The sequence below is a fragment of the Streptomyces sp. 3MP-14 genome (genome assembly GCF_006334905.2).
GTDB classification, from domain to species: Bacteria; Actinomycetota; Actinomycetes; order Streptomycetales; family Streptomycetaceae; genus Streptomyces; species Streptomyces triticirhizae.
Window position 1 is genome coordinate 111,853 of sequence record NZ_VDLZ02000015.1, and the last position, 19,389, is coordinate 131,241.

A 19,389-nucleotide genomic window follows, 5' to 3' on the forward strand; every position below is an offset into this window, starting at 1 on the left:
CCCGTGGGGGATCAGACGAGTTCGATCACCAACTCGTGGGCGCCGCGCAGGCCGGCTGGCACCGCCGGGTGCGGAAGCGGGCGGCCGTCCAGCGTGGAGCGCCGCACATGGCGGCCCTGGCCGGTGAGCGTCACCGACAACACCGCGTTCCGATACCGCAGTTCGGAGAGCCGCACCTCGCCCCAGCCCTCGGGGAGGCTCGGGGTGAAGCGCAACTCCCGCGCCGAGAAGCGCATTCCGAACAGCCCGGCATACACCATCCGCAGAAAGGCCGTGGCCGACCAGGTCTGGTCGGGCTCCGAGGGGAAGTCCCTGCCGGTCTGCCAACCGCCGTGCGCCTCGCCGGAGTTGGGGTCATACAGCTCGAAGAACTCGCCGCCGCTCTGCCGCACCAGACCCGCGAGTCCTGACAGCTCGTCGGCGAACCGGTCGACCCGGCCGCCGAGCGCCGCCGCATGGCCCCACATGCCCTGGATCATCGGCCAGACCATCGCGTTGTGCCGACCGGGCCGCTCCGCCGAGAACCGGCCGAAGTGCGGCCAGACGCTCACCACGCCCCGGGGCTCCCGGTGTTGGGCGTCCAGCACCGCCTTGCGGCGCTCCCCGGTGGCCACGCCGAAGATCACCGCGAACGCGGTCCCGCACGCCTCCTCGTACCGTTCGACCTGACCGGCCAACGGCCCGGCGCCGTGCAGCAGATAGCCGAAGTGGTTCTCCTCGTCGAGCCACAGCCGCTCGTTGATCGCCGTCGCCAGCGACCGCGCGGCGGTCAGGAAGCCGCGCCGCTCCGACCAGGGTCGGCCGAGCCGGGCCGCCAGCTCCTCGGCCGCCCGATAGGCCCCCACATAGAGGCAGTTGGTGCTCAGGCACATCATCTGGTCGCTGTGCTCGTAGTCCGTGACATGCGAGCCCTCGACGCCGGGCCGGAACGGCGGCGCCGGGTAGCCGGCGATGCCGTCCTGCATCACCGCCCCGCCCCGGAACAGGCCGTAGCGCCGGTCGAGCAGGCTCTCGGTCTCCTCCAGCGTGGTGCGCACCGCCTGGTAGGCGTCGACCAGGAACGTGGCGTCCCCGGTCACCGCGTGGTGCTCGGCCGCGCCGACCGCCCAGATCACCCGGTCCCACCACTCGCGGTCCCGCTGCACGACCAGCCGGCCGTCGGGGAGGCGTTCCACCACGGACCACAGGGTGTTGCGGGCGGTGTCCGGGTCCAACAGGCTGCCCGCGTTCCAGGAGTTGATCGCGGCGTCCCTGATCCACGGCTGCCGGTAGCCGCCGCCGGCGCGGAAGAACGTGCCGGGCGGGTCGTGCAGCAGCCCGGTGCGGTTGTAGACCGCGTCCTCGTAGGGGACCCGGTTGGTCACCAGCAGGTTGCGCAGCGCGGCCTGGTAGGGGACGCCGAGTTCCGCCTGCCGCGCCTCGTCGGCGAAGCGCAGCGCGGGCGCCCGTTCGATGGGCGGCGGCGCGTCGTGGCGGCCGTCGTGGGTGGCGTGGTGGGGGACGGGACGCTGGTCCCGTTCGCTGTCGTGCGGCGGGCGGGGGGCATGGGCGGACATCGCGCCGTCCTTCGTGTGTGGTGGTGAACGGATCGCCACTGCGCGATCCGGGGTCGCTGACGGATGAACGGGACGGGACGCACGGGGATCGACCGGCGGAGCCACTCGCCGTTGGGGATTGTGAGCGGTCACATCCGGGGTGTCAAGACGGCTCGGGAGCCGACCGGGACCCGAAGGGGAACGCGGCGCTCGTCGGGCAACCTTTCGCCGTGCGGCGGCGACCTGGGGGAGGCCGGGGCACGCCGCACGCGGCGGAGCCACCGCACCGCACCCGGTCACCGCACGGGAGGAGAGCCGCCCGCCCGACCTCAGGCCCGACCTCACGCCTGGCCCCGGGCTTGGCCCCACGGAGGCCCGTGTTGCGCGGGGAACGGCGCCGGAGCCCCGCCATGTCCCGTCCGTGGCACATCAGTTGGGAGATATCCGCAACAGGACGGCGCCGGGCTGCTCGGGCAGCGTGACCGTGAGCCGGCCCGGCTCGGCGTCCCAACGGGCCTCGGGCGCCGCCCCGTTGGGCGTGCGCGGGAAGAGCACCGTGACCCGCGCCTGCCGCCCCGCGTACTCGGGCACCGGAACGGTCCCGGTCTCCGCGCCGCCCCGCCGCCAGACGGTGACCAGCGTCGAGTCGGCGGTGCGCAGCCCGAGCGCCAGCCAGGGGTCATCCCAACCCGGCAGCCCCAGGGGCCAGTTGGGCGTTCCCTCGGCGACCTCGGCGCGGATCTCGCGGTAGACGTCGAGCGCCTGCCGCACCCGGTCGAGTCCCGCCTCGTCCATGCGGTCGAGGTGACCGGACAGGTGCACCCGGCCCAACAGGGCGTTGGCCAACACGAAGTCGTTGACCCGGTCGCTGAACTCCGGCTGGGCGTAGGCCCAGACGGCGCACTGCTCGGGCGGGGCGACGGTGGGCGCGGCGGCGGCGATCGGCGGGTAGCGCAGGTGGTCCCGCTGGTCGCTGGTGGACTGGAGTTGGGTGATCCGCAGCATGGCGCCGTCCATCCGCATCCCGCCGGAGGCGCAGTTCTCGATCACCAGCCCCGGGTGGCGGTCCAGGACGGATTCCAGCCACCGCTGGTAGGCGCGGGTGTGGCCGAGGAGTCCGGCGCCGGGGGCCTCCCGGCGGCCGCGGTCGGTGCCGGGTGGGACGCTGATGTTGTAGTCCAGTTTGAGGTAGCCGACGTCCCAGTCGGTGACGAGGCGGTCGACGGTCTCGTCGAGGTGGCGGACGGCTGCCGGGTGGCGTAGGTCGAGGTGGTAGCGGCCGTGCTCGCGGACGCGGATGCCGTCGCGTTGGAAGAACGCCTCGTCGGGCAGTAGGGCCGCCAACGGGCTGCGGACGCCCACGACTTCGGGTTCCAGCCACAGGCCGGGGACCATGCCGCGCTCGCGGATGCGGTCCAGTACCTGGTGGATGCCGCGCTCGCCGGGGAAGCGGCTGGCGGCCGGCTGCCAGGCGCCGACGGTGTCCCACCAGCCGTCGGCGTCGTCGTCGTACCAGCCTGCGTCGATCACGAAGTACTCCGCGCCGACCGCGCCCGCCGCGTCGACCAGCGGCAGCAGCCGCTCCGTCGTCGGGTCGCCCATCAACGTGTTCATGTAGTCGTTGAAGATGATCGGCAGCGTTCGGTGGTCGGGGTGTGGACGGCGCAACGCCCGGCGGTAGGCGGTGAGTTCGGCGATCGCGCCGGTCAGCCCAGCCGGGGAGAAGGCCAGGGCCACCGGGACGGTGGTGAACGAGGCGCCGGGGGCGAGGGGTTCGCGCCACTGGTGCTCGGCGTCGGTCGGGCCGTGGAGCGCCAGATAGGTGCCGGTGCCGCGTTCGCCCACCTCCCAGAGCCAGCCGGTGGCCGACTCCAGCTGCCACAGCCAGGCCGCGCCGGCGTCCAAGCCGGCGCGGGGACCGGCGCCCACGCCCGCGCCCGAGCGGGCGCGCACGCCGGCGCGCACGCGGGTGTCCAAGCCGGCGCCAGCGCCCACCCCGGCGCCGCGAGCCGTCAGCGCACCCATGGCCAGGTGCCCGTCGGTCGACCAGCTGCCCCGGCTGGCATAGCCGACCCGGTTGCGGCCGTCCCTGGCGTGCAGCCCGAAGTTGAGGTCGGGCAGCCGCTCACGCAGCGGCTGGGTGGCCCAACGCGCCTCCGCCAGCCAGTCGTTGTCCGCCCACCACAGGTCCAGGTCGTCGGCCGACGGCAGCCCGCCCAGGCAGAGCGCCGGAACGTCCAGCAGCGTCAACGGCGCCGGGCCCTCGTTGGTCACCCGCACCCGGGAGCGGACCACCGAGCGTCCCTCCGGCGACTCCAACAGCAGCTCGGCGGTCAACCCCGTTGCCGCGTCGTGGAGTTCGATCCGCAGCCGGTGCCAGTCGCCGTCCCGTTCCCGGGAGTGCGCCCGCAGCCGCAGGCGCCCGCCGACCGTGGTCTCGACGCCCCGGCGGCCCGACCACTCGCTGCCCTCGCCCAACAGCCGGATCTCCACCGGCGGCAGCGCGGCGCCCGGGGTGGGTGCCGGCCCCTCGGGCGGCCCCAGCCGCGTCACGCGCGGCGCCCCCTCGGCATCGACGGCCAACTCGAACGTGAGCCGTTCATGGCCCCACCTCACGGCGGGTGTCGCGGCGGCGGTCTGGTCGGACACGGGGGCGGCCTCCTTCTTCGACGTCTCGGCTGGCACACTCGCTCCCGGCGGCGTGCCAACAACAGGGCGTGCCAACAACGAACAGAGGGGACGGTGTCTTGACCGTCCCCTTGTGACCGGTCACAATCCTGCCATGTCCCTCACCGGCCGGGCAAGAACCCCCTCGGGGCGGCCCCCCAGCATCCGCGATGTCGCCGGCGTGGCCGGCGTCTCCCACCAGACCGTGTCGCGGGTGATCAACGGGCACCCCAGCGTGCGGCCCGCCACCAGGGAGCGGGTCGAGGCCGCCATCGCCGAGCTGGGCTTCCGCCGCAGCGCCGCCGCCCACGCGCTGGCCGTCGGGCGGGTGCGCGGGGTGACCGTGCTGACCTCCAACACCACCCACCACGGCTATGCCGCCGTGCTCCAGGGCGTCGAGGAGGCGGCCAGGGGCGCCTCGTTCACCGTGGGCGTCAGCGTGCTGGAGTCGGACGAGCCGGCCGTGGTGCGGGACGCGGTGCGGCGCGCCGCCGACTCCGGCAGCGGCCTGGTGGTGATCGCCTACGACCGGCCCGGGGTGCGCGCGCTGGAGGCGGTCCCCGAGGGAACGCCCATGGTGGCCGTCGTCGAGACGCCCGACGGCTCCCCGCCGGCCGGCAGCCCCTGGGTCTGGACCGACGACCGGGCCGCCGCCCACGCCGTCACCCGCCATCTGCTGGACCTCGGCCATGCCACGGTCCGCCATCTGGCGCTGCCCTCGACGACGGCCACCCCGGACGCGACCGCGCGGGTCGCCGGCTGGCGCGAGGCGCTGCGCCGGGCCGGCGCGCCGGCGCCCGAGCCCGTGGTGGCCGGCTGGACCCCGGCCGACGGCTATGCGGCCGGTCAACGCTTAGCGCGCGACCCGGAGTTGACGGCCGTGCTCTGCGGCAACGACGACCTCGCGCTCGGCGTGCTGCGCGCGCTGCGCGAGGCGGGCCGCCGGGTCCCGGAGGACGTCAGCGTCGCCGGCTTCGACGACGCCCCGCACTCCGCGTTCCTCTCCCCGTCCCTGACCACCGTGCGCCTGGACTTCGCCGGCGTGGGGCGCGCCGCGTTCGCGCTGCTCCACGGGCTGATGGAACAGGGCGAGCCGGTCGCCCCGCACCCGGTGGCCGAGCCCGTGCTGATCGCCCGGGAGAGCACCGGCCCAGCGCCCCGCGCCTGAGCCCGCCGGCCGGGGCCCGCCGGGGTCCCGCACCGCCGTCGGCGTCGACCGAACTCCGCCAGTCAACTCCGCCCCGCAGTAGGCGGGTTACCCGAGAACGAGAGCGGCAGCCATGGCCATCACCACCGTCCGCACCGTCCGCAGCGACCGCGCCGCCCCGCCCCGGGCCGGCGCCGCCCCCGTGCTCACCGTCCAACTCGACCGGCCCGCCGGCCCGTTGACCCACGCCGCCAATGGCGCGCTCTACGGCCTGAGCGACGACGGCGTGCCGGGTGACGCCGCGCTCGCCCCGCTGCGCCTCGGCAGCGTCACCCAGAAGCCGGAGGGCGGGCAGCAGCATCCCAACGGCGATGCGCTGACCGTGAGTTCGGCGTTCCTCCGCAACGGCGGCGGCGAGATCCTGGTGCTCGGCCAGGACGACTACCGGCACTGGCCCTACGAGGATCTGGGCATCGACGACTATCTGCCCCGGCTGGCGGCCATCGCCCGCCGGATCGCCGCCCACCCGCAGAGCGAACGCTTCGTGCTGGTGCCGTTCAACGAACCGGACGGAATCTGGTACGGGTTGAACGCCGAGGACGAGGCGGAGTACGCCACGGGCCGTGACCGGTTCCTCGCCGACTGGACCGCCGCCCACGCCCGTATCCGCGCCGTCGCCCCCGAGTTGCGGATCGCCGGCCCCAACGAGGCGGCCTACGACCGGCGTTTCCTGCCGGAGTTCCTCGCCCACGCCGCCCGGCACGGCACGCTGCCCGACGTGCTCACCTGGCACGAGCTGTCGCCCTCGTCCCTGGCCGAGTTCCGCGCACACCACGCCCACTACCGGGAACTGGAACGGGAGTTGGGCATCGGGCCGCTGCCGGTCAACATCACCGAGTACGGCAACCGCCGCGACCTGTCCGTTCCCGGCCAACTCGTGCAGTGGGTCGGGATGTTCGAGGAGGCCGGGGTCGCGGGCAACCAGGCGTACTGGGACCAGGCCGGCAACCTCGACGGCAACGTCGTGCGGACCGCCATACCCAACGGCGGCTGGTGGTTCTTCCGTTGGTATGCCGCGATGACCGGCGAGCGCGTTCCCGTCGCCCCGCCGGAACCCGACACGGTGGACGCGCTCGCGGGCCTGGCCTCCCTCGACCCAGCTCGCCGGCAGGCGCAGGCGGTGGTCGGCGGCGCCGACGGCGCGTTCGACGTGGTCTTCGCCGGCGTGCCGGGCGAGGTGCTGGGCCGGACGGTCACCGTCACCGTGGCCGAGGCCCGCTGGTCCGGCTACGAGGGCGCGCACCCGGCACCGCGGGTGCTGGCCCGCACCACGGCCGAGGTCGCCGACGACGGCACGGTGACCGTCGCCGTGCGCGGCGCGCACCGGAAGTCCGCCTACCGCGTCGTCCTCACCCCGGCCCCCGAAGGGCAGGCGCCGCCGGCGCCGAGCGTGCCCTGGCGCGACGTCCTGGCGGCGGACTCCGCCGCCGTCACGGCCGGCACCCTCGTGCCCGAGGGCTCGCTGACGAACCATCAGGGCTACGCGGCCTGGGGCGCCGCCCGGGTCGAGGGCCTCAACGGCCCCGACAGCGCCGTGGAGTTCGCCGTCTCGGTGCCCGAGGACGCCACCTACGCGGTGTCCTTCGGCTATGGCAACGGCTCGGGATCGCCCGCCCGCCAGCGGCTGTCGGTGGACGGACGGCCGGTCGGCTCCGTGGAGTTCCCGGCCACTCTCAACGCGGGCCACACCGGGCTGCGCACCGTTCCACTGCCGCTGACCGCGGGACCGCACGCCCTGACCCTGGCCTGGGAACGCGGCGAGATCGCGCTGGACCGCGTCGAACTCGCCCCGCACACCGAGCCGTTGACACGCTACGAGGCCACCCTCGCCGATGTCGCCGGCGACCCCGCCTACCGCTACCCCACCCCGGGCGAGGCCGGCACGCTGGTGCTGGGCGAGGAGGACTCGGTCACCTTCGACGTGTTCGCGCCCCGCGACGGCTATCACACCGTCACCAGCCGAGGCGCCGACCGTGAGTTGACCGTGACGCTCCACGGCGCGACCGTGCCCCTCGCCCCTGGCCGCCCCGCCCGGCTGCTGCTGGCCGCCGGCAACAACCGGATCACGGCCCGGGGCCCGGGCGCCGTCGCCGCGTTGGAGGTCGCCGGGCACGGCGAGACCGAGGGGCTGGCCGCCCACGAGGCGGCGGCGGCCCGGCTGGCCGGCGGGGCCCGGCTTGAGGCGTGCGAACACGCCACCGGCGGCAGCTGCCTGGCGCCCTTCCAGGGCCCAGGCGCCTCCGCCACCTGGACCGTGCGGGCGTCGCGCGCCGGACGCCACCTGCTGGTGGTCCGCTACGCCCACGACGACCGCGCCGACAACGGCCACGCCTACAACGCCGACGTGATCTCCCGCACCGCCCTGCTGCGGGTCGGCGAAGGGCCGGCGCAGCGGATGACGTTCCGCAACTCCCTGTCCTGGGACAACTTCTGGACCCTGGCGCTGCCCGTCGACCTCGCCGCCGGCGAACACCCGCTGACCCTGACCGGCCCCGAGGGCCCGACGCCCCGCGTGGACCGCGTGCTGCTCGGCCCGGTCGTCGGCTGACCTGCCGTTCGGGCGCCAACCTGGCCGCCGGCGATGAGTTCCGGCCGGCGCGCCGGTCTCCCCTGGAGAACCCCGCGCGACGGGGGACCGGCACGGGTCCCCCGTCGCGCGGGCACGACGACTCCACGGAGGACCCGATGACGACCACGCCCGACACCCCCAGCGCCGAGCGGCCCGGCCGGCCGCCCGTCGTCGACCTGGCCACCTGGCAGGCCGCCAGCGACGAGCTGCTGGTCCGCGAGAAGGCCCACACCCACGAGGGCGACGCCATCGCCGCCGCCCGCCGCCGGCTGCCGATGGTCGAGGTGGACGGAACGGTCGAGGTGGTCGGCGCCGAAGGCCCGGTCCCGTTCCTCGACCTGTTCCAGGGCCGCGACGAGCTGATCATCTACCAGCACATGTGGTACGACGGCGCCCCGCACCAGGGCCAGTGCGAGGGCTGCACCATGATCGCCTGGCACCTTCGGGACGCCTCCTACCTCAACGTCCGGGGCGTCTCGCTCGCCCTCGTCACCGTGGGGCCCTGGTCGGAGATCGCGCCGTTCGTCGAGTTCATGGGCTACACCCAGCCCTGGTACTCGGTGCGCGACGCCCCTGCGCCGATCGGCGGCGAGATGGGGTACCTCCGCACCTTCCTGCGCGAGGGCGACCGCGTCTTCCTGACCTACGCGACGACGGGCCGGGGCACCGAGCGGGTCAACGCGGCGATCAACCTCCTCGACCAGACGGTCTACGGGCGCGGCGAGGCGTGGGAGGAGAAGCCGGAGGGCTGGCCCGAGGGCAGCTTCCCTTGCTGGTACTGGCGCACGGACGTCGAGGGGCAGTCCACGTGGGGCCCGACCAGCCGGCCCGTTCCGCAGTGGACCAGGCCCGGCGTGACGGCCGAGACCACCCTGGGCCGGAAGGGCCCCCACCACTGACGCGGCGGCACGGCGCGGTGGGGCGGCGGTAGGCTCGGCCGGGTGTTCTCCCCGCAGGGCCCCACCGCGCGCGAGCTGGCCGTTCAGGCGCTCTCCTCGGTCGAGCGCGGCTACGATCTGCTGGCGCCGAAGTTCGACCACACCCCGTTCCGCACCCCCGACGTCGTACTCGACGCCACGGCAAGGGAGTTGGCCGCCCTGGGCCCGTTCGAGGCCGGGCTCGACCTGTGCTGCGGCACGGGCGCCGGGCTCGGCGTGCTGCGGGCGGCCGGCGCGCGGCGGGTGGTCGGCGTGGACCGCAGCGCCGGGATGCTGGCGGTGGCGGCCGAGGCGGACGAACGCGGCAAGGCGAACGGGGCGGATGGGCCTGGCGCGGCGGACGGGGCGGACCGACGCGGCGGGGCGGAGCTGGTGCGGGCCGACGTCCGGGCGCTGCCGTTCCGCTCCGCCTTCGATCTGGCGGTGAGCTTCGGCGCGTTCGGTCACTTCCTGGCCGGGGACCGGCGCGCGCTGTTCGCGGCGGCGCGGGAGGCGCTGCGGCCCGGCGGCCTGCTGGCGTTCCCGGTGGCGGCGCCGCCCCGGGTCGGCTCGCGCGGGTACTGGCTGACCTGGGGCTTCGACGCGGCGATGCGGGTGCGCAACGCGCTGTGGCGCCCGCCGTTCGTGATGTACTACCGCACCTTTCCGCTCTCCGTGGCGCGCGCCGAACTGGCCGAGGCGGGCTTCGCGGTGGGCACGGTGCCGCTGCCGCTCCCCGAGTTGGGCGAGCGCCCGGACGGCACCCCGCGCTGCCGGCTGGTCCTGGCCCGCCGCCCCTGAAAAATACTTACCTGCCGCGCGCGCCCCTCGCGCGCCCCCAACTGCCCCTTCACAACGGCCAGTAGCGCAGTGCAGAGGCTTGACTAAGCAAATCCATTGGATTTACATGGGCGGTGCCATCCCCCCACCACCCCGAAAGTGGGTGCCCATGTTGCGCAGCAGAGCGCTCCTCCGCCACGGCCTCGCGTTGCTCCTGGTCGCCGCCGGCATCGGAGCCGCCGTCGGCCTGCCCCACGCCAACGCCGACGCCGAGCCCACCGCCGAAGCGCCCGCCCCCACGGCCGGCGAGCACCGCATCACCGGCCAGGTCTACGCCGGCTACCAGGGCTGGTTCGCCGCCGAGGGCGACGGCTCCCCGATCAACCAGTGGCGCCACTGGAACGGCAGCCAACCCTCCCCGGGCAACCAGACGTTCGAGATGTGGCCCGACATGTCCGCCTACCCCGCCTCCGCGCACTTCCCCACCGGCTACGCGGGCCTCGGCAGCGGCGAACCGGCCACGCTGTTCTCCTCCTATCCGGCCGAGGTCACCGACCAGCACTTCTCCTGGATGGCCGAGTACGGCATCGACGGCGCCGCCCTCCAGCGCTTCGGCCAGGACATGGTCGTCCCCGAACGCAAGGCGCAGCGCGACGCCATCACCGCCCGCGCCAGGGACGCCGCCGAACGCCACGACGTCGGCTTCTACCTGGAGTACGACATCAGCGGGCTGACGGACGAGAACGTCGAGCAGACCCTGAAGACCGACTGGACCGAGACCGCCACCGGCACCCTCGCCCTCACCGACTCGCCCTCCTACGCCCACGAGGACGGCCGGCCCGTCGTCGCGATCTTCGGCTTCGGCTTCCTCAACCGGCCGGGCGACGCGGCCACCGCGCAGCGCGTCGTCGAGTGGTTCCAGGACCAGGGCGCCTATGTGATCGGCGCCGTGCCCTGGGGCTGGCGCACCGAGACCGACACCAAGCCGGGCTTCACCGAGGTCTACCGCTCCTTCGACATGCTCTCCCCGTGGTTCGTCGGCAACGCCTCCGACCTGCGGGACCGGATGCGGGACGACCGCGACGACCTCGCCTCCCGGGGCCAGGAGTACCTGCCGGTGATCTACCCCGGCTTCTCCTGGGCCAACTGGAACGGCGGCGAACGCAACCAGATACCGCGCGAGACCGGCCGGTTCCTCTGGCGCCAGACCCTCGGCGTCGCCGAACTCGGCATACCGCAGGCGTTCATCGCCATGTTCGACGAGTACGACGAGGCCACCAATATCGCGCCGGCCGCCTCCGACTCCGCCATGATCCCGACCGACCAGTACTTCCAGACCACCAGCGCCGACGGCGTCTACGCCTCGCCCGACTTCTACCTCCGGCTCGCCGCCCACGCCAGCCGGGTGATCACCGGCGAGGAGCCGGCGACGCCCGAGATGCCGGTCCCGCTCAGCCTCGGCCCCGTCCACCTGCGCACCGGCTTCGAGCGGGACGTCGACGCCCAGCCCACCTGGTTCGACAGCCCAGGGCCCGGCGGCACCGCCAATGTCACCGGACCCGAGGGCGAGGGCGGCCCCACGCTCCGCGTCGCCACCGGCGACCAGGCCGCCACCGGCGCCTCCGCCCTCCGGCTGCGCGGCGCCACCCCCGACCCCGCCCACTCCTACGCCTATCTGCGGGCCCTCGACGTCTCGATCCCCGTCACCGCCGCCACCCGCCTCTCCTACGACTTCCTGCCGAACGACGAGGGCGGCCGACATGTCGCCGTCGACCTGGTGCTCGACGACGGCCGCACCCTGCGCGGCAGCGCCGCCACCACCCAGGACGGCGTGGACATGCACCCGGCGGCGCCCAAGGGAACGGTCGGCGACTGGACCACGATCACCAGTGCGTTCGGACCCGAACTCGAAGGAGCCACGATCGAAACGATCCTGGTCGGCTACGACCGGAACGGCGCCACCGGCGGCTTCGACGCGCTGATAGACAACCTGCTGATCGAGAACGCGGCGACCGCCGACGAGTGACCGGCCGGTAGCGGCCTCGGGCGCGGGCCGCCCGACCCCGGGCACCCGGGGCCCGGAGGTCGGGGCCCGGGCGAGGTGTGGCCCGGCCCCAGGTTGGTACCCGGGCGCCATGCGAACGACGAATCCGGACCCCGATCCCTACCTGACGCCCGGGTACCGGCCCGGCGGCGCCACCCGCCCCCGCACCACGCCGCCGGGGGAGACCCCGCCCGCCGAGGGCGGGACCTCCTTCACCGGCCCCGACGAGTCCCACAACCCCGTCGGCGGCTGGGCGGCCGGCCCGCTCACGGCGGTGCTGGTGGTGGCGGCGCTGGTCGTGGCGTTCTTCGTGGCCTACGCGGTCTGGCTGATCGTGGAGTGACCCCGCCGGCCGCCGCGCCGCCGCCGGCTCACGGCCGACGCCGCCCGCTCACCCTCGCGCCCCCGGCTCACGGCTTGCGGCCGACGCCGCCCCAGGCCGCGACCGGCGTGACCAGCTCGGCCGTGCCCGGCTCGGGCCGCCACGTCGACAGCTCCACCACGCCCGGCTCCACCAGCTCAAGCCCCTCGAAGTAGCCGGCGATGGCCTCCGGGGAGCGCAGGATGTACGGCACCCCGCCGCTGCTGTTGTAGCCGTCGGTCGCCGCCACATACTCCGGGTCGGTGTCCGTGCCGTCGTAGAGCGCGAGATAGCTGCCGGACGGCAGCGCGGCCATCAGCCGGTCGACGATGGAACGCGCCTCCTCGTACTCCCGCACATGCCCCAGGATGCCGATCAGCATCAGCGCCACCGGCCGCGACAGATCCAGCCGCCGACCCGCCTCGGTCATGATCGTCGCCGGGTCGTGCACGTCGGCGTGCACATAGCTGGTCGCGCCCTGCGGGCTGGACGTCAACAGCGCCCGCGCGTGGGCCAGCACCAGCGGGTCGTGGTCCACATAGACGATGTGCGCCTCGGGCGCGGTCCGTTGGGCGATCTCGTGCGTGTTGTCCACCGTCGGCAGCCCGGTCCCCACGTCCAGGAACTGGCGCACCCCCGCCTCGCCCGCCAGATGCCGCACCACCCGCGCCAGCCAGTAGCGCGAGCTGCGCGCGATGTCCCGGATGCCCGGGTAGGCGGCGACAAACGCCTCGCCGGCGTTCCGGTCCGCCTCGTAGTTGTCCTTGCCGCCCAACCAGTAGTTCCACACCCGGGCGGAATGCGGCAACGAGATGTCGATCTCGGGCACGGGGGAGGACGAGTTGCTCATGTGACACCGTTCCTGATCGGGGGCGTTCGCACGCGGTCGGCTCGCGAGCGGCAATGTACCCGAACGACGAACCCGCCGGGCCCGAGGGGCCCGGCGGGTTCGCTGTGCCGTCAGCGGCGACGAACCACCCGAGGATCAGGTGAAGTTGACGTCGCTGCAGATGAAGTACGTCTGGTCCAGGTGCGAGGCCTGCCAGATCGTGTAGACGATGTGGTGGCCGCTGCGCCCCGGGGCGCTGACGCTGAACTCGATGTCGGAGGCCGGCGGGTAGCTGCCCGTCGTCTCCACCAACTCCAGGTCGTCCCAACCCAGGGCGTCCGTCTCCGGGTTGAAGCCCTGCTTGGTCACGTACACCTCGAAGAAGTCGGCACCGTGGCTGGCGGTGTCGTACAGGTGCACGTTGAAGTTGCTGCCGACGTCGGTCGTGGTCCACGGGCCGACGTTGTCCAGCGAGCTGGCGAGGCCGCCCTGGGCGTCACCCGCGCTGCACAGGTTGCCGTTGGAGATCTTGCTCTGCCAGTTCCCGGCCAGGTTCTCCTGGAACAGGCTCATCCAGTTCCACATGGTGTTCGGGTTGGCCTGGAAGGCCTGGTAGCACATCGGGTCTTCCTGCTCCATGGCAGGGTTCATGTGGTCGTCGCCCCAGCGGTCCCAACAGCCGTAGGCGCGACCGGCCGGCTCCACGATCGAGCCATGGGCGCTGGCCGACTGGGCCCACGGGCTGAGGAACAGGGCGATGAGGCCGACGACTGCGGCCACGGCGGGCGCCGCCAGCCGAACGGTCCAGCGACGTACGGGGGTTGCTGCGTACATATGCGTGCGTTCTCCGTCTTCCGGAAGTGGAGTGGGGGGTTGAACTGTTTTCCGGTTTGGGAGCGCTCCCAAGGTTACGGGGACCTTACCCCCGGACACACCGTGGAAACAGTCCCCGTGCGGCTCAATTTCTGCTTCCGGGTCGTTCCGGGATCGCCGACGGGGCGCGAAGCGGCCGTCCGTTAACGGAAGTTGACCGGTCAGCGGCGATCTCCGCGGCGGTCGGCGGGCGACCGTTCACGGCGGTTGGCGGCGGCCTCACAGGCGCAGCAGGCGTTCGGCGTTCCGGTGGGCGATCCGGTGCTTGGCGTCCTCAGAGAGGTCGGCCTCCGCGAAGAAGGGCAGGACGCCCTCGTTGCCGACGAAGGGGTAGTCGACCGCGAAGACGATGCGGTCGAGGCCGACCGTTTCGAGGCAGAACCGCAGTTGGGCCTGCTGGAAGAGGCCGCTGGGGGCGATGTGGACGTTCTCCCGGAAGTACGCGCCGAAGGAGCGTTGGAGCCCGGTGGCGCGCTGTGGGAGCGCTTCCTCGATCCGCTCCAGATAGAAGGGGATCATCTCGCCCCAGTGGCCGAGGATGAACTGGAGGCCGGGGTAACGGTCGAGTACCCCGGAGTGGACCAGGTGCAGGAAGTGCACGGCCGTCTCCTGATGCCAGCCCCAGGCGGCGGTCTGGAGGCGGGCGGCGACCACCGGCGACAGGCCGCCCAGGTAGTTGCTCTCCGTGACCTCGCGCGGTGGCACGCCCGGGTGCAGGAAGATCGGCACGTCCAGCGCGGCGGCCCTGGCCAGGATCGGGTCGAAGCGTGGCGCGTCCAGGAACTCCCCCCTCGGTGCGCCCGAAGATCATGGTGCCGACGAAGCCCAACTCGCTGACACACCGCTCCAGTTCGTCGACGGCGGCCTCGGGGGACGTGGTCGGCAGGGAGGCGAAGGCGGCGAAGCGGTCGGGGTGGGCCCGCACGGCGGCGGCCGACCTGTCGTTGGCGGCGCGGACCAACTCGGGGGCTACCTCCGCCGGCACCTGCTGGGCTCCGAGGCAGGACAGCACCTGAAGGGTGACGCCGCCCGCGTCCATGTCGGCGAGCCGCCGTTCGGCCAGGTCCGTCAGCACCTCGCCGGGCGGCGAGTAGGGCAGGCCGAGCGCGGGGTCGTAGGCGGTCGTGAAGTCGGGGCTCAGGGCGTTCGACGCGGGCGCCGCGGCCCGGCTGACGGCGGGGTCGGCGAAGTGCTCCTCCAGGGCGATGATTCTCAACGAAGGTGCCTCTCGTGGTCGTCGCTGGACGCGGGTCCGGTCGGCGGCCGTCTCCCGGCGCACCCGACCGGTGCCACGTTCCCCTGTCCGTGGGCCGGCGGGTGCGCGACACCCGCGCGACAGCGCGCACCAGACCCGTTCGATGCTCCCGAGTGGCCCGGGTGGCCCGAGTGGCGCGGGGGCCGGCTGGGGCGGAGGTTGGTTGGGCCGGGGCGCGCCGGTCGCCGCGTCGTCGTCAGGAGTCCCGGCGGCCGTGGTGGTCCAGCAGCCGGTTGAGGAGGCGGAGGAACTCCTCGCGTTCGGCCAGGCTCAGCGGCGCGAACAGCTCGCCGTCGAGGTCGTCCAACACCGCTTCGAGGCGGCGCAGTTGGCGGCGGCCCCGGCCGGAGATGGTGATCGTGTTGCGGCGGCGGTCGTCGGGGTCGGGGGTCCGTTCGACCAGGCCGCGCTCGGTCAGCTCGTTGAGCACGCCGACCATGTCGCTGCGGTGGATGCCGGTGCGCTCGCTCAGCGCCGCCTGGCTGCCGGGGCCGAGGTCCTGGAGCGAGGCGAGCACGGCGTAGTGCCACTTGCGGGCGTCGACCCGGGCCAGCCCCTCGTTCACCAGCCGGTCGGACCGCGCGGCCAGTCGCACCAGCTGTCGACTCGCCCGCCGCCGCAGCCTGTCGGGCGTCCCCGGCGGGTCGTCGTGGGGCATCTCGGCGCCCTCGGCTCTGGTCATGGCGGCCATCCTAGCCCTTTGCGTTAGTCGGACTAACGATGTGCGTCGCGTCGGCGCCGGCAGCGTTGGTGACACCAACGTTCGCCGGCCGACCTGCGGGAGAGGGCCGACGAGTCGGCCTCGCACGGCTACCACGTGATTCGTGCCCAACCCCTTCTACCGGCACGGCCCGGCGCCACCGGGACGAACTGCTCGCCCTCCTCGCCGCCGCCCTGCCGAAGGGCTGAACGGCCGAACGGGGCCGGCGCGTTCGCCGTCGGCGGCGTCTGCCGCGCGGCGGGACGGCGTTCAACGGTTTCAGGACGGTGGGGCCGTGCGGGGGAGCAGGGGCCAGGTGCCGGAGAGGCGGATCGCGGCCTCCGTGACGGCCGGGTCGCGCGCCGCCGAGGCCAGGCCGTCGACATAGGCGTGCGCCGCCGCCTCGTACAGGTCGTCCACCTCGCGCAGCGCCGCGTCCCACGCCTCCCGGCGCGCGGCCTCGTCGTCGTGGTGCGCCTCGGCCCGTTCGGCGGCCCGGTGCGCGGCGGCCACGGCCGCCCCCTCGGCGGTGGCCAGCCGGCGCCGCGCGTCGAACGTCGCGCGGTAGGCGGCCAGATACGGGTGCGCGAGGCTCAGCCCCAGCAGGAACGCGACACCGCCGGAGAGCAGCAGCAGCGAGACGAACATCAGGGTCATGGTCAGCTCACCGATGTTCAACTCCTCCAGCACGCTGGTCCCCTGCCGCTGCTCGGGCGACAGGAACGCCGCGTCCTCGGGGTTGGCGAGGTAGGGCTCGCGCTCCTCGGCCAGCAGGCTGGCCCGCAGGTCGCCCAGCACCCAGCAGGCGTAGACCCAGGCGCCGAGCAGCGCGATCCCCGGCAGCCGCAGCATCCGGGGCGCGCCGGTCGCCGGCAGCGACCGCAGCAGCCGGCCCAGGATGTGCGGGACCACGATCATCACCGTGCCGACGGCGAAGGTGAACGTCGCGGTCAGCAGGTTGGACGAGGCGTCGCCGACGCCGTGCAGGCGGCGGAACGCGGTCCAGTAGATGGGGAGTTCGACCAGGGCCAGGCAGACCAGCAGGGCGAGGGTCGCGCCCCGGGACAGCCCGGCGCGGCTCTCGCCCTCCCACTGGACGGGGGTCGGCGCGGCGCCGGCGGCCGGCTCGTCGTACAGGCCGGTGTCGGCGGCTTCGTCGGGGTGGCCGCCGGGGGCGTCGTCGGGGTCCGGGGGCGCGTCGGGGGCGCCGCGCGCCGGCGTGTGCGCGGCGCCGGCCCGGCCCTCGTCCTCGTCGGCGAGCGCCCCGAGGTCGGTGTCCCGACCCCGCCCGGGTTCGCCGTCCCGCGCGGGGTCCGCGTCCCCGGCACGGTCGCCGTCCCGGGTGCGGTCCGCGTCGTCGGCGCCCGGCGCCGCCGCGCCACGCCGGCCCTCGGCGCGGCGGGCCTCGGCCCAGCGGGTCAGCGCGTCCCTGGCGGCGCGGCGGCTGGCCGCCTCGCGGGCCAGCCGGTCCAACTGGGCCCGGGTGACCCGCAGATGGGCCTCGCGTTCCGCGCGTTCCTCCGCCGTCCTTCGGGCCTCGGCCCTGGCCGCCTCGGCCTCGGCCCTGGCCTGGCCGGCGTCCTGCCGCGCCGCGCCGCTCTCGCGCTTCGCGCGCTGCTCAAGGCGCTCGCGCACGGCGTCGCGCTCGGCCGCCAGGGAGGCGAGCCGGGGCAGCCTTCCGTAGCTGACCAGGTTCCAGCCGTCGAAGCTCCGGGAGCGCGCGGCCCGGCGGCCCTCGCGCCGGCAGCGCGCCAACAGCGCCGCGCGCCCCCGGTCCTCGGCCCCCGCGCCGGGCGCGCGGCGGGCGCCCGTCGCCTGCTGAGCGCCGGACAACGCGCCGGATCGCGCGCCCGACCGCGCGCCGGCGCGCCAGCCGCGCCGGCGGCCGCCGCCCGGGTCAGCGCTGGTACGTGGCGTCGACATCGGCACCCACCCGCCCCTCCAGCAGTTCCGTCCAGAACGCGTCGAAGTCCGCGTAGGCGTCCGAGTCCCGACTCAGCCGCATCCCGTAGCCGCTGGGGTAGACCGTGGCGCCGGCCAGCCCTTCGGGCAGCCGGCCGCGTTCGGCCAGGTCGTCGAGCAGGGCGGCGCGCGACTCGGGGGTCGTCAGGTCCTCGTGCGGCAGCTCGAACGAGGAGTCGCGCTGCACGAAGTCGCTCACCACCAGCACCGAGAACGCCTCGCCGTCCGCCGGCGCCGCCGTGGCGACCCGGTCCAGGGCGCCGATGACATCGGACCCGGGGGAGTGCTCCCGCGCGCACTCCAGCAGTTCGAGGGCGCGCCCGGACGCGACGGCACGCTGGGAAGCCCGCAGCTCGTCGCGGTCGAGCGTGGCGTCCGCGTCCGGGTCGAGGTCCAGCGGCTCGGCCTGGCAGAGCGAGCCCTCCGAGGCGCGCGTGATGGGGGCGTACGCCAGCGTGCGGCACTCCCGGTCGGCCAGGAAGTCCGGCAGCGAGGACGCCAACTTGGCCTCCGCGTCGAACCCGTCGGGCGCCTCGCCCGCCGAGCCCGAGCCGTCGACCAGCAGGGCGCAGGCCGCCTCGTAGCGGTCAACGGAGGTGCCGAGCGCGTCGCCGATCGCCCCACAGCCGGCGGTCGCGGTCGCGGCCACGGCCGCCGCCCCGGCAAGCGCCGCCAGCCGGCGGATGCGCCGGCGCACGGCCAGCGGATGGCGCCTGTGGTTCTCGGTCGTCGTGCGCGTCATCGTGCGCTGCCCCTTCCCGAACGGGCGTCACGGCCCTGGGCGTTCAACAGTTCGACGGCGCGGGCGGTGGCGGAGCCCTCGTCCTCCAGCGCCCACAGCCAGGCGATCGGCCGCTCCCAGCTCGCGTCCAGGGCGATCGGCGCGGGCGCCCAGTGCGCCAGATAGGGCGGCGCCGGGTCCGGCACGTCCCGGTGATGGCGGCGGACCGCGTCCCAGTAGCAGGCGACGCGCTGGTTGTACTGCTCGACGACGGCCGTCGCCCGGTGGCGGCACACGTCCGCCTTGGAGCGCCATTCGCCGACCCGCTGGCCGAAACGCGCCAGTGCCGCCGGGGCCGTCAGCCCCAGGCGGTCGTAGTAGTCCGTCACCCGCACCGCCTCGGACCTGATGGCCGTCGCCAGCCGCCACTCCCGGTCCAGGAAGCGGGACCTGAGCTGCTCGACCGCGCGCCCGGCGCCCGCCCGCTGCTCCGCGACATAGGCGCTGACGGCGGCCTCGGGTGCCACCGGCGCGGCCCCCGGCGGCGGAACGTGCGGCAGCCCGCGCCGCCCGTCGCGCCGCCCCTGGGCGCGCGCCCGCAGCCGCGCGCCCCCGCCCACTGCCGCCAGCCGGGCGACCCGGTTCACGTTCTCCGTTCTGATCACGGCGAAAGCCCTCCTCTCCCACGCATGGCGACCCGGCGAAACTCCCCGCCGGCGCGATCCGTCCGGCTGACCGATGACACGGCCCGCCCCGGAGATTCCATGCGTGATAAGGAAGCGTCAGCCCTTTTCGGCCCCGCGTCGGGCGCGAAACGGAAAGCACCCGGCATTCGACCGACCTTCGCCCGGAAGGCGCCCGCGCGGCCGCCCCGCCCGGCGCGCCGTTGCCCGGGCGGCCGCGCAAGAGAACGCCGGGCGAGGGGAGTTGGATCGTCTCCCCGAGGCGGCCCGCACGCTCTATGTTGGT

Annotated in this window: 14 protein-coding genes and 1 pseudogene; 6 read left to right on the top strand and 9 right to left on the bottom strand. The window is 74.4% G+C overall.

Translation table 11 applies throughout. The features are described from left to right. Nucleotides 1–11: 11 nt before the first annotated feature. Together FH609_RS23560 and FH609_RS23565 are read right to left on the bottom strand one after the other, a co-directional pair. Nucleotides 12–1,556 carry an MGH1-like glycoside hydrolase domain-containing protein gene (locus FH609_RS23560; protein WP_139667466.1) on the bottom strand — a complete coding sequence of 515 codons (1,545 nt, stop codon included), beginning with the start codon at nucleotides 1,554–1,556 and terminating at the stop codon, nucleotides 12–14. Nucleotides 1,557–1,964: 408 nt separating this feature from the next. Then, nucleotides 1,965–4,184: a glycoside hydrolase family 36 protein gene (locus FH609_RS23565; RefSeq protein WP_193317879.1), complete on the bottom strand. Its 2,220-nt coding sequence runs from the start codon at nucleotides 4,182–4,184 to the stop codon at nucleotides 1,965–1,967. Between the two features lie 133 nt (nucleotides 4,185–4,317). Here FH609_RS23565 and FH609_RS23570 point away from each other — a divergent pair, with 133 nt between their 5' ends. The 6 genes from FH609_RS23570 to FH609_RS23595 all read left to right on the top strand — a co-directional run bounded on the left by FH609_RS23570 (nucleotide 4,318) and on the right by FH609_RS23595 (nucleotide 12,062). Further along, nucleotides 4,318–5,370 carry a LacI family DNA-binding transcriptional regulator gene (locus tag FH609_RS23570; protein ID WP_139667469.1) on the top strand — a complete coding sequence of 351 codons (1,053 nt, stop codon included), beginning with the start codon at nucleotides 4,318–4,320 and terminating at the stop codon, nucleotides 5,368–5,370. A 112-nt stretch (nucleotides 5,371–5,482) separates the two neighbouring features. Further along, nucleotides 5,483–7,957, top strand: coding sequence for a cellulosome protein (locus FH609_RS23575; protein WP_226961900.1), 2,475 nt, complete (start codon nucleotides 5,483–5,485; stop codon nucleotides 7,955–7,957). Between the two features lie 137 nt (nucleotides 7,958–8,094). Next, on the top strand, nucleotides 8,095–8,877 hold the full coding sequence (locus tag FH609_RS23580) for a DUF899 family protein (RefSeq protein WP_139667470.1): 783 nt from the start codon (nucleotides 8,095–8,097) through the stop codon (nucleotides 8,875–8,877). Nucleotides 8,878–8,919: 42 nt separating this feature from the next. Further along, nucleotides 8,920–9,696: a class I SAM-dependent DNA methyltransferase gene (locus FH609_RS23585; RefSeq protein ID WP_139667471.1), complete on the top strand. Its 777-nt coding sequence runs from the start codon at nucleotides 8,920–8,922 to the stop codon at nucleotides 9,694–9,696. 148 nt (nucleotides 9,697–9,844) lie between these two features. Next, a complete protein-coding gene (locus FH609_RS23590) occupies nucleotides 9,845–11,701 on the top strand; it encodes a glycoside hydrolase family 71/99-like protein (RefSeq protein ID WP_139667472.1) in 1,857 nt (618 codons plus the stop codon). A gap of 109 nt (nucleotides 11,702–11,810) precedes the next feature. Next, nucleotides 11,811–12,062, top strand: coding sequence for a DUF6480 family protein (locus FH609_RS23595; protein ID WP_139667473.1), 252 nt, complete (start codon nucleotides 11,811–11,813; stop codon nucleotides 12,060–12,062). Nucleotides 12,063–12,129: 67 nt separating this feature from the next. Here FH609_RS23595 and FH609_RS23600 read toward each other — a convergent pair whose 3' ends face one another. The 7 genes and pseudogenes from FH609_RS23600 to FH609_RS31235 form a co-directional block, all read right to left on the bottom strand. Then, complete coding sequence (locus tag FH609_RS23600; RefSeq protein WP_139667474.1) at nucleotides 12,130–12,930, bottom strand: SAM-dependent methyltransferase; 801 nt, start codon at nucleotides 12,928–12,930, stop codon at nucleotides 12,130–12,132. Between the two features lie 135 nt (nucleotides 12,931–13,065). Further along, nucleotides 13,066–13,743: a lytic polysaccharide monooxygenase gene (locus FH609_RS23605; RefSeq protein ID WP_139667475.1), complete on the bottom strand. Its 678-nt coding sequence runs from the start codon at nucleotides 13,741–13,743 to the stop codon at nucleotides 13,066–13,068. Between the two features lie 258 nt (nucleotides 13,744–14,001). Next, nucleotides 14,002–14,821: pseudogene (locus FH609_RS32200) on the bottom strand (amidohydrolase family protein). Between the two features lie 412 nt (nucleotides 14,822–15,233). After that, nucleotides 15,234–15,719, bottom strand: coding sequence for a MarR family winged helix-turn-helix transcriptional regulator (locus FH609_RS23615; RefSeq protein WP_139667476.1), 486 nt, complete (start codon nucleotides 15,717–15,719; stop codon nucleotides 15,234–15,236). Between the two features lie 297 nt (nucleotides 15,720–16,016). Next, nucleotides 16,017–17,660: a hypothetical protein gene (locus FH609_RS23620; RefSeq protein ID WP_139667477.1), complete on the bottom strand. Its 1,644-nt coding sequence runs from the start codon at nucleotides 17,658–17,660 to the stop codon at nucleotides 16,017–16,019. Continuing rightward, nucleotides 17,635–18,441 (bottom strand): hypothetical protein, encoded by an 807-nt coding sequence (locus tag FH609_RS23625; RefSeq protein ID WP_139667478.1) that lies wholly within the window; start codon nucleotides 18,439–18,441, stop codon nucleotides 17,635–17,637. The genes FH609_RS23620 and FH609_RS23625 overlap by 26 nt, the downstream gene beginning before the upstream one ends. Then, nucleotides 18,438–19,085, bottom strand: coding sequence for a hypothetical protein (locus FH609_RS31235; protein ID WP_193317880.1), 648 nt, complete (start codon nucleotides 19,083–19,085; stop codon nucleotides 18,438–18,440). Before FH609_RS31235 ends, FH609_RS23625 begins: the two co-directional genes overlap by 4 nt. Nucleotides 19,086–19,389 lie beyond the last annotated feature (304 nt).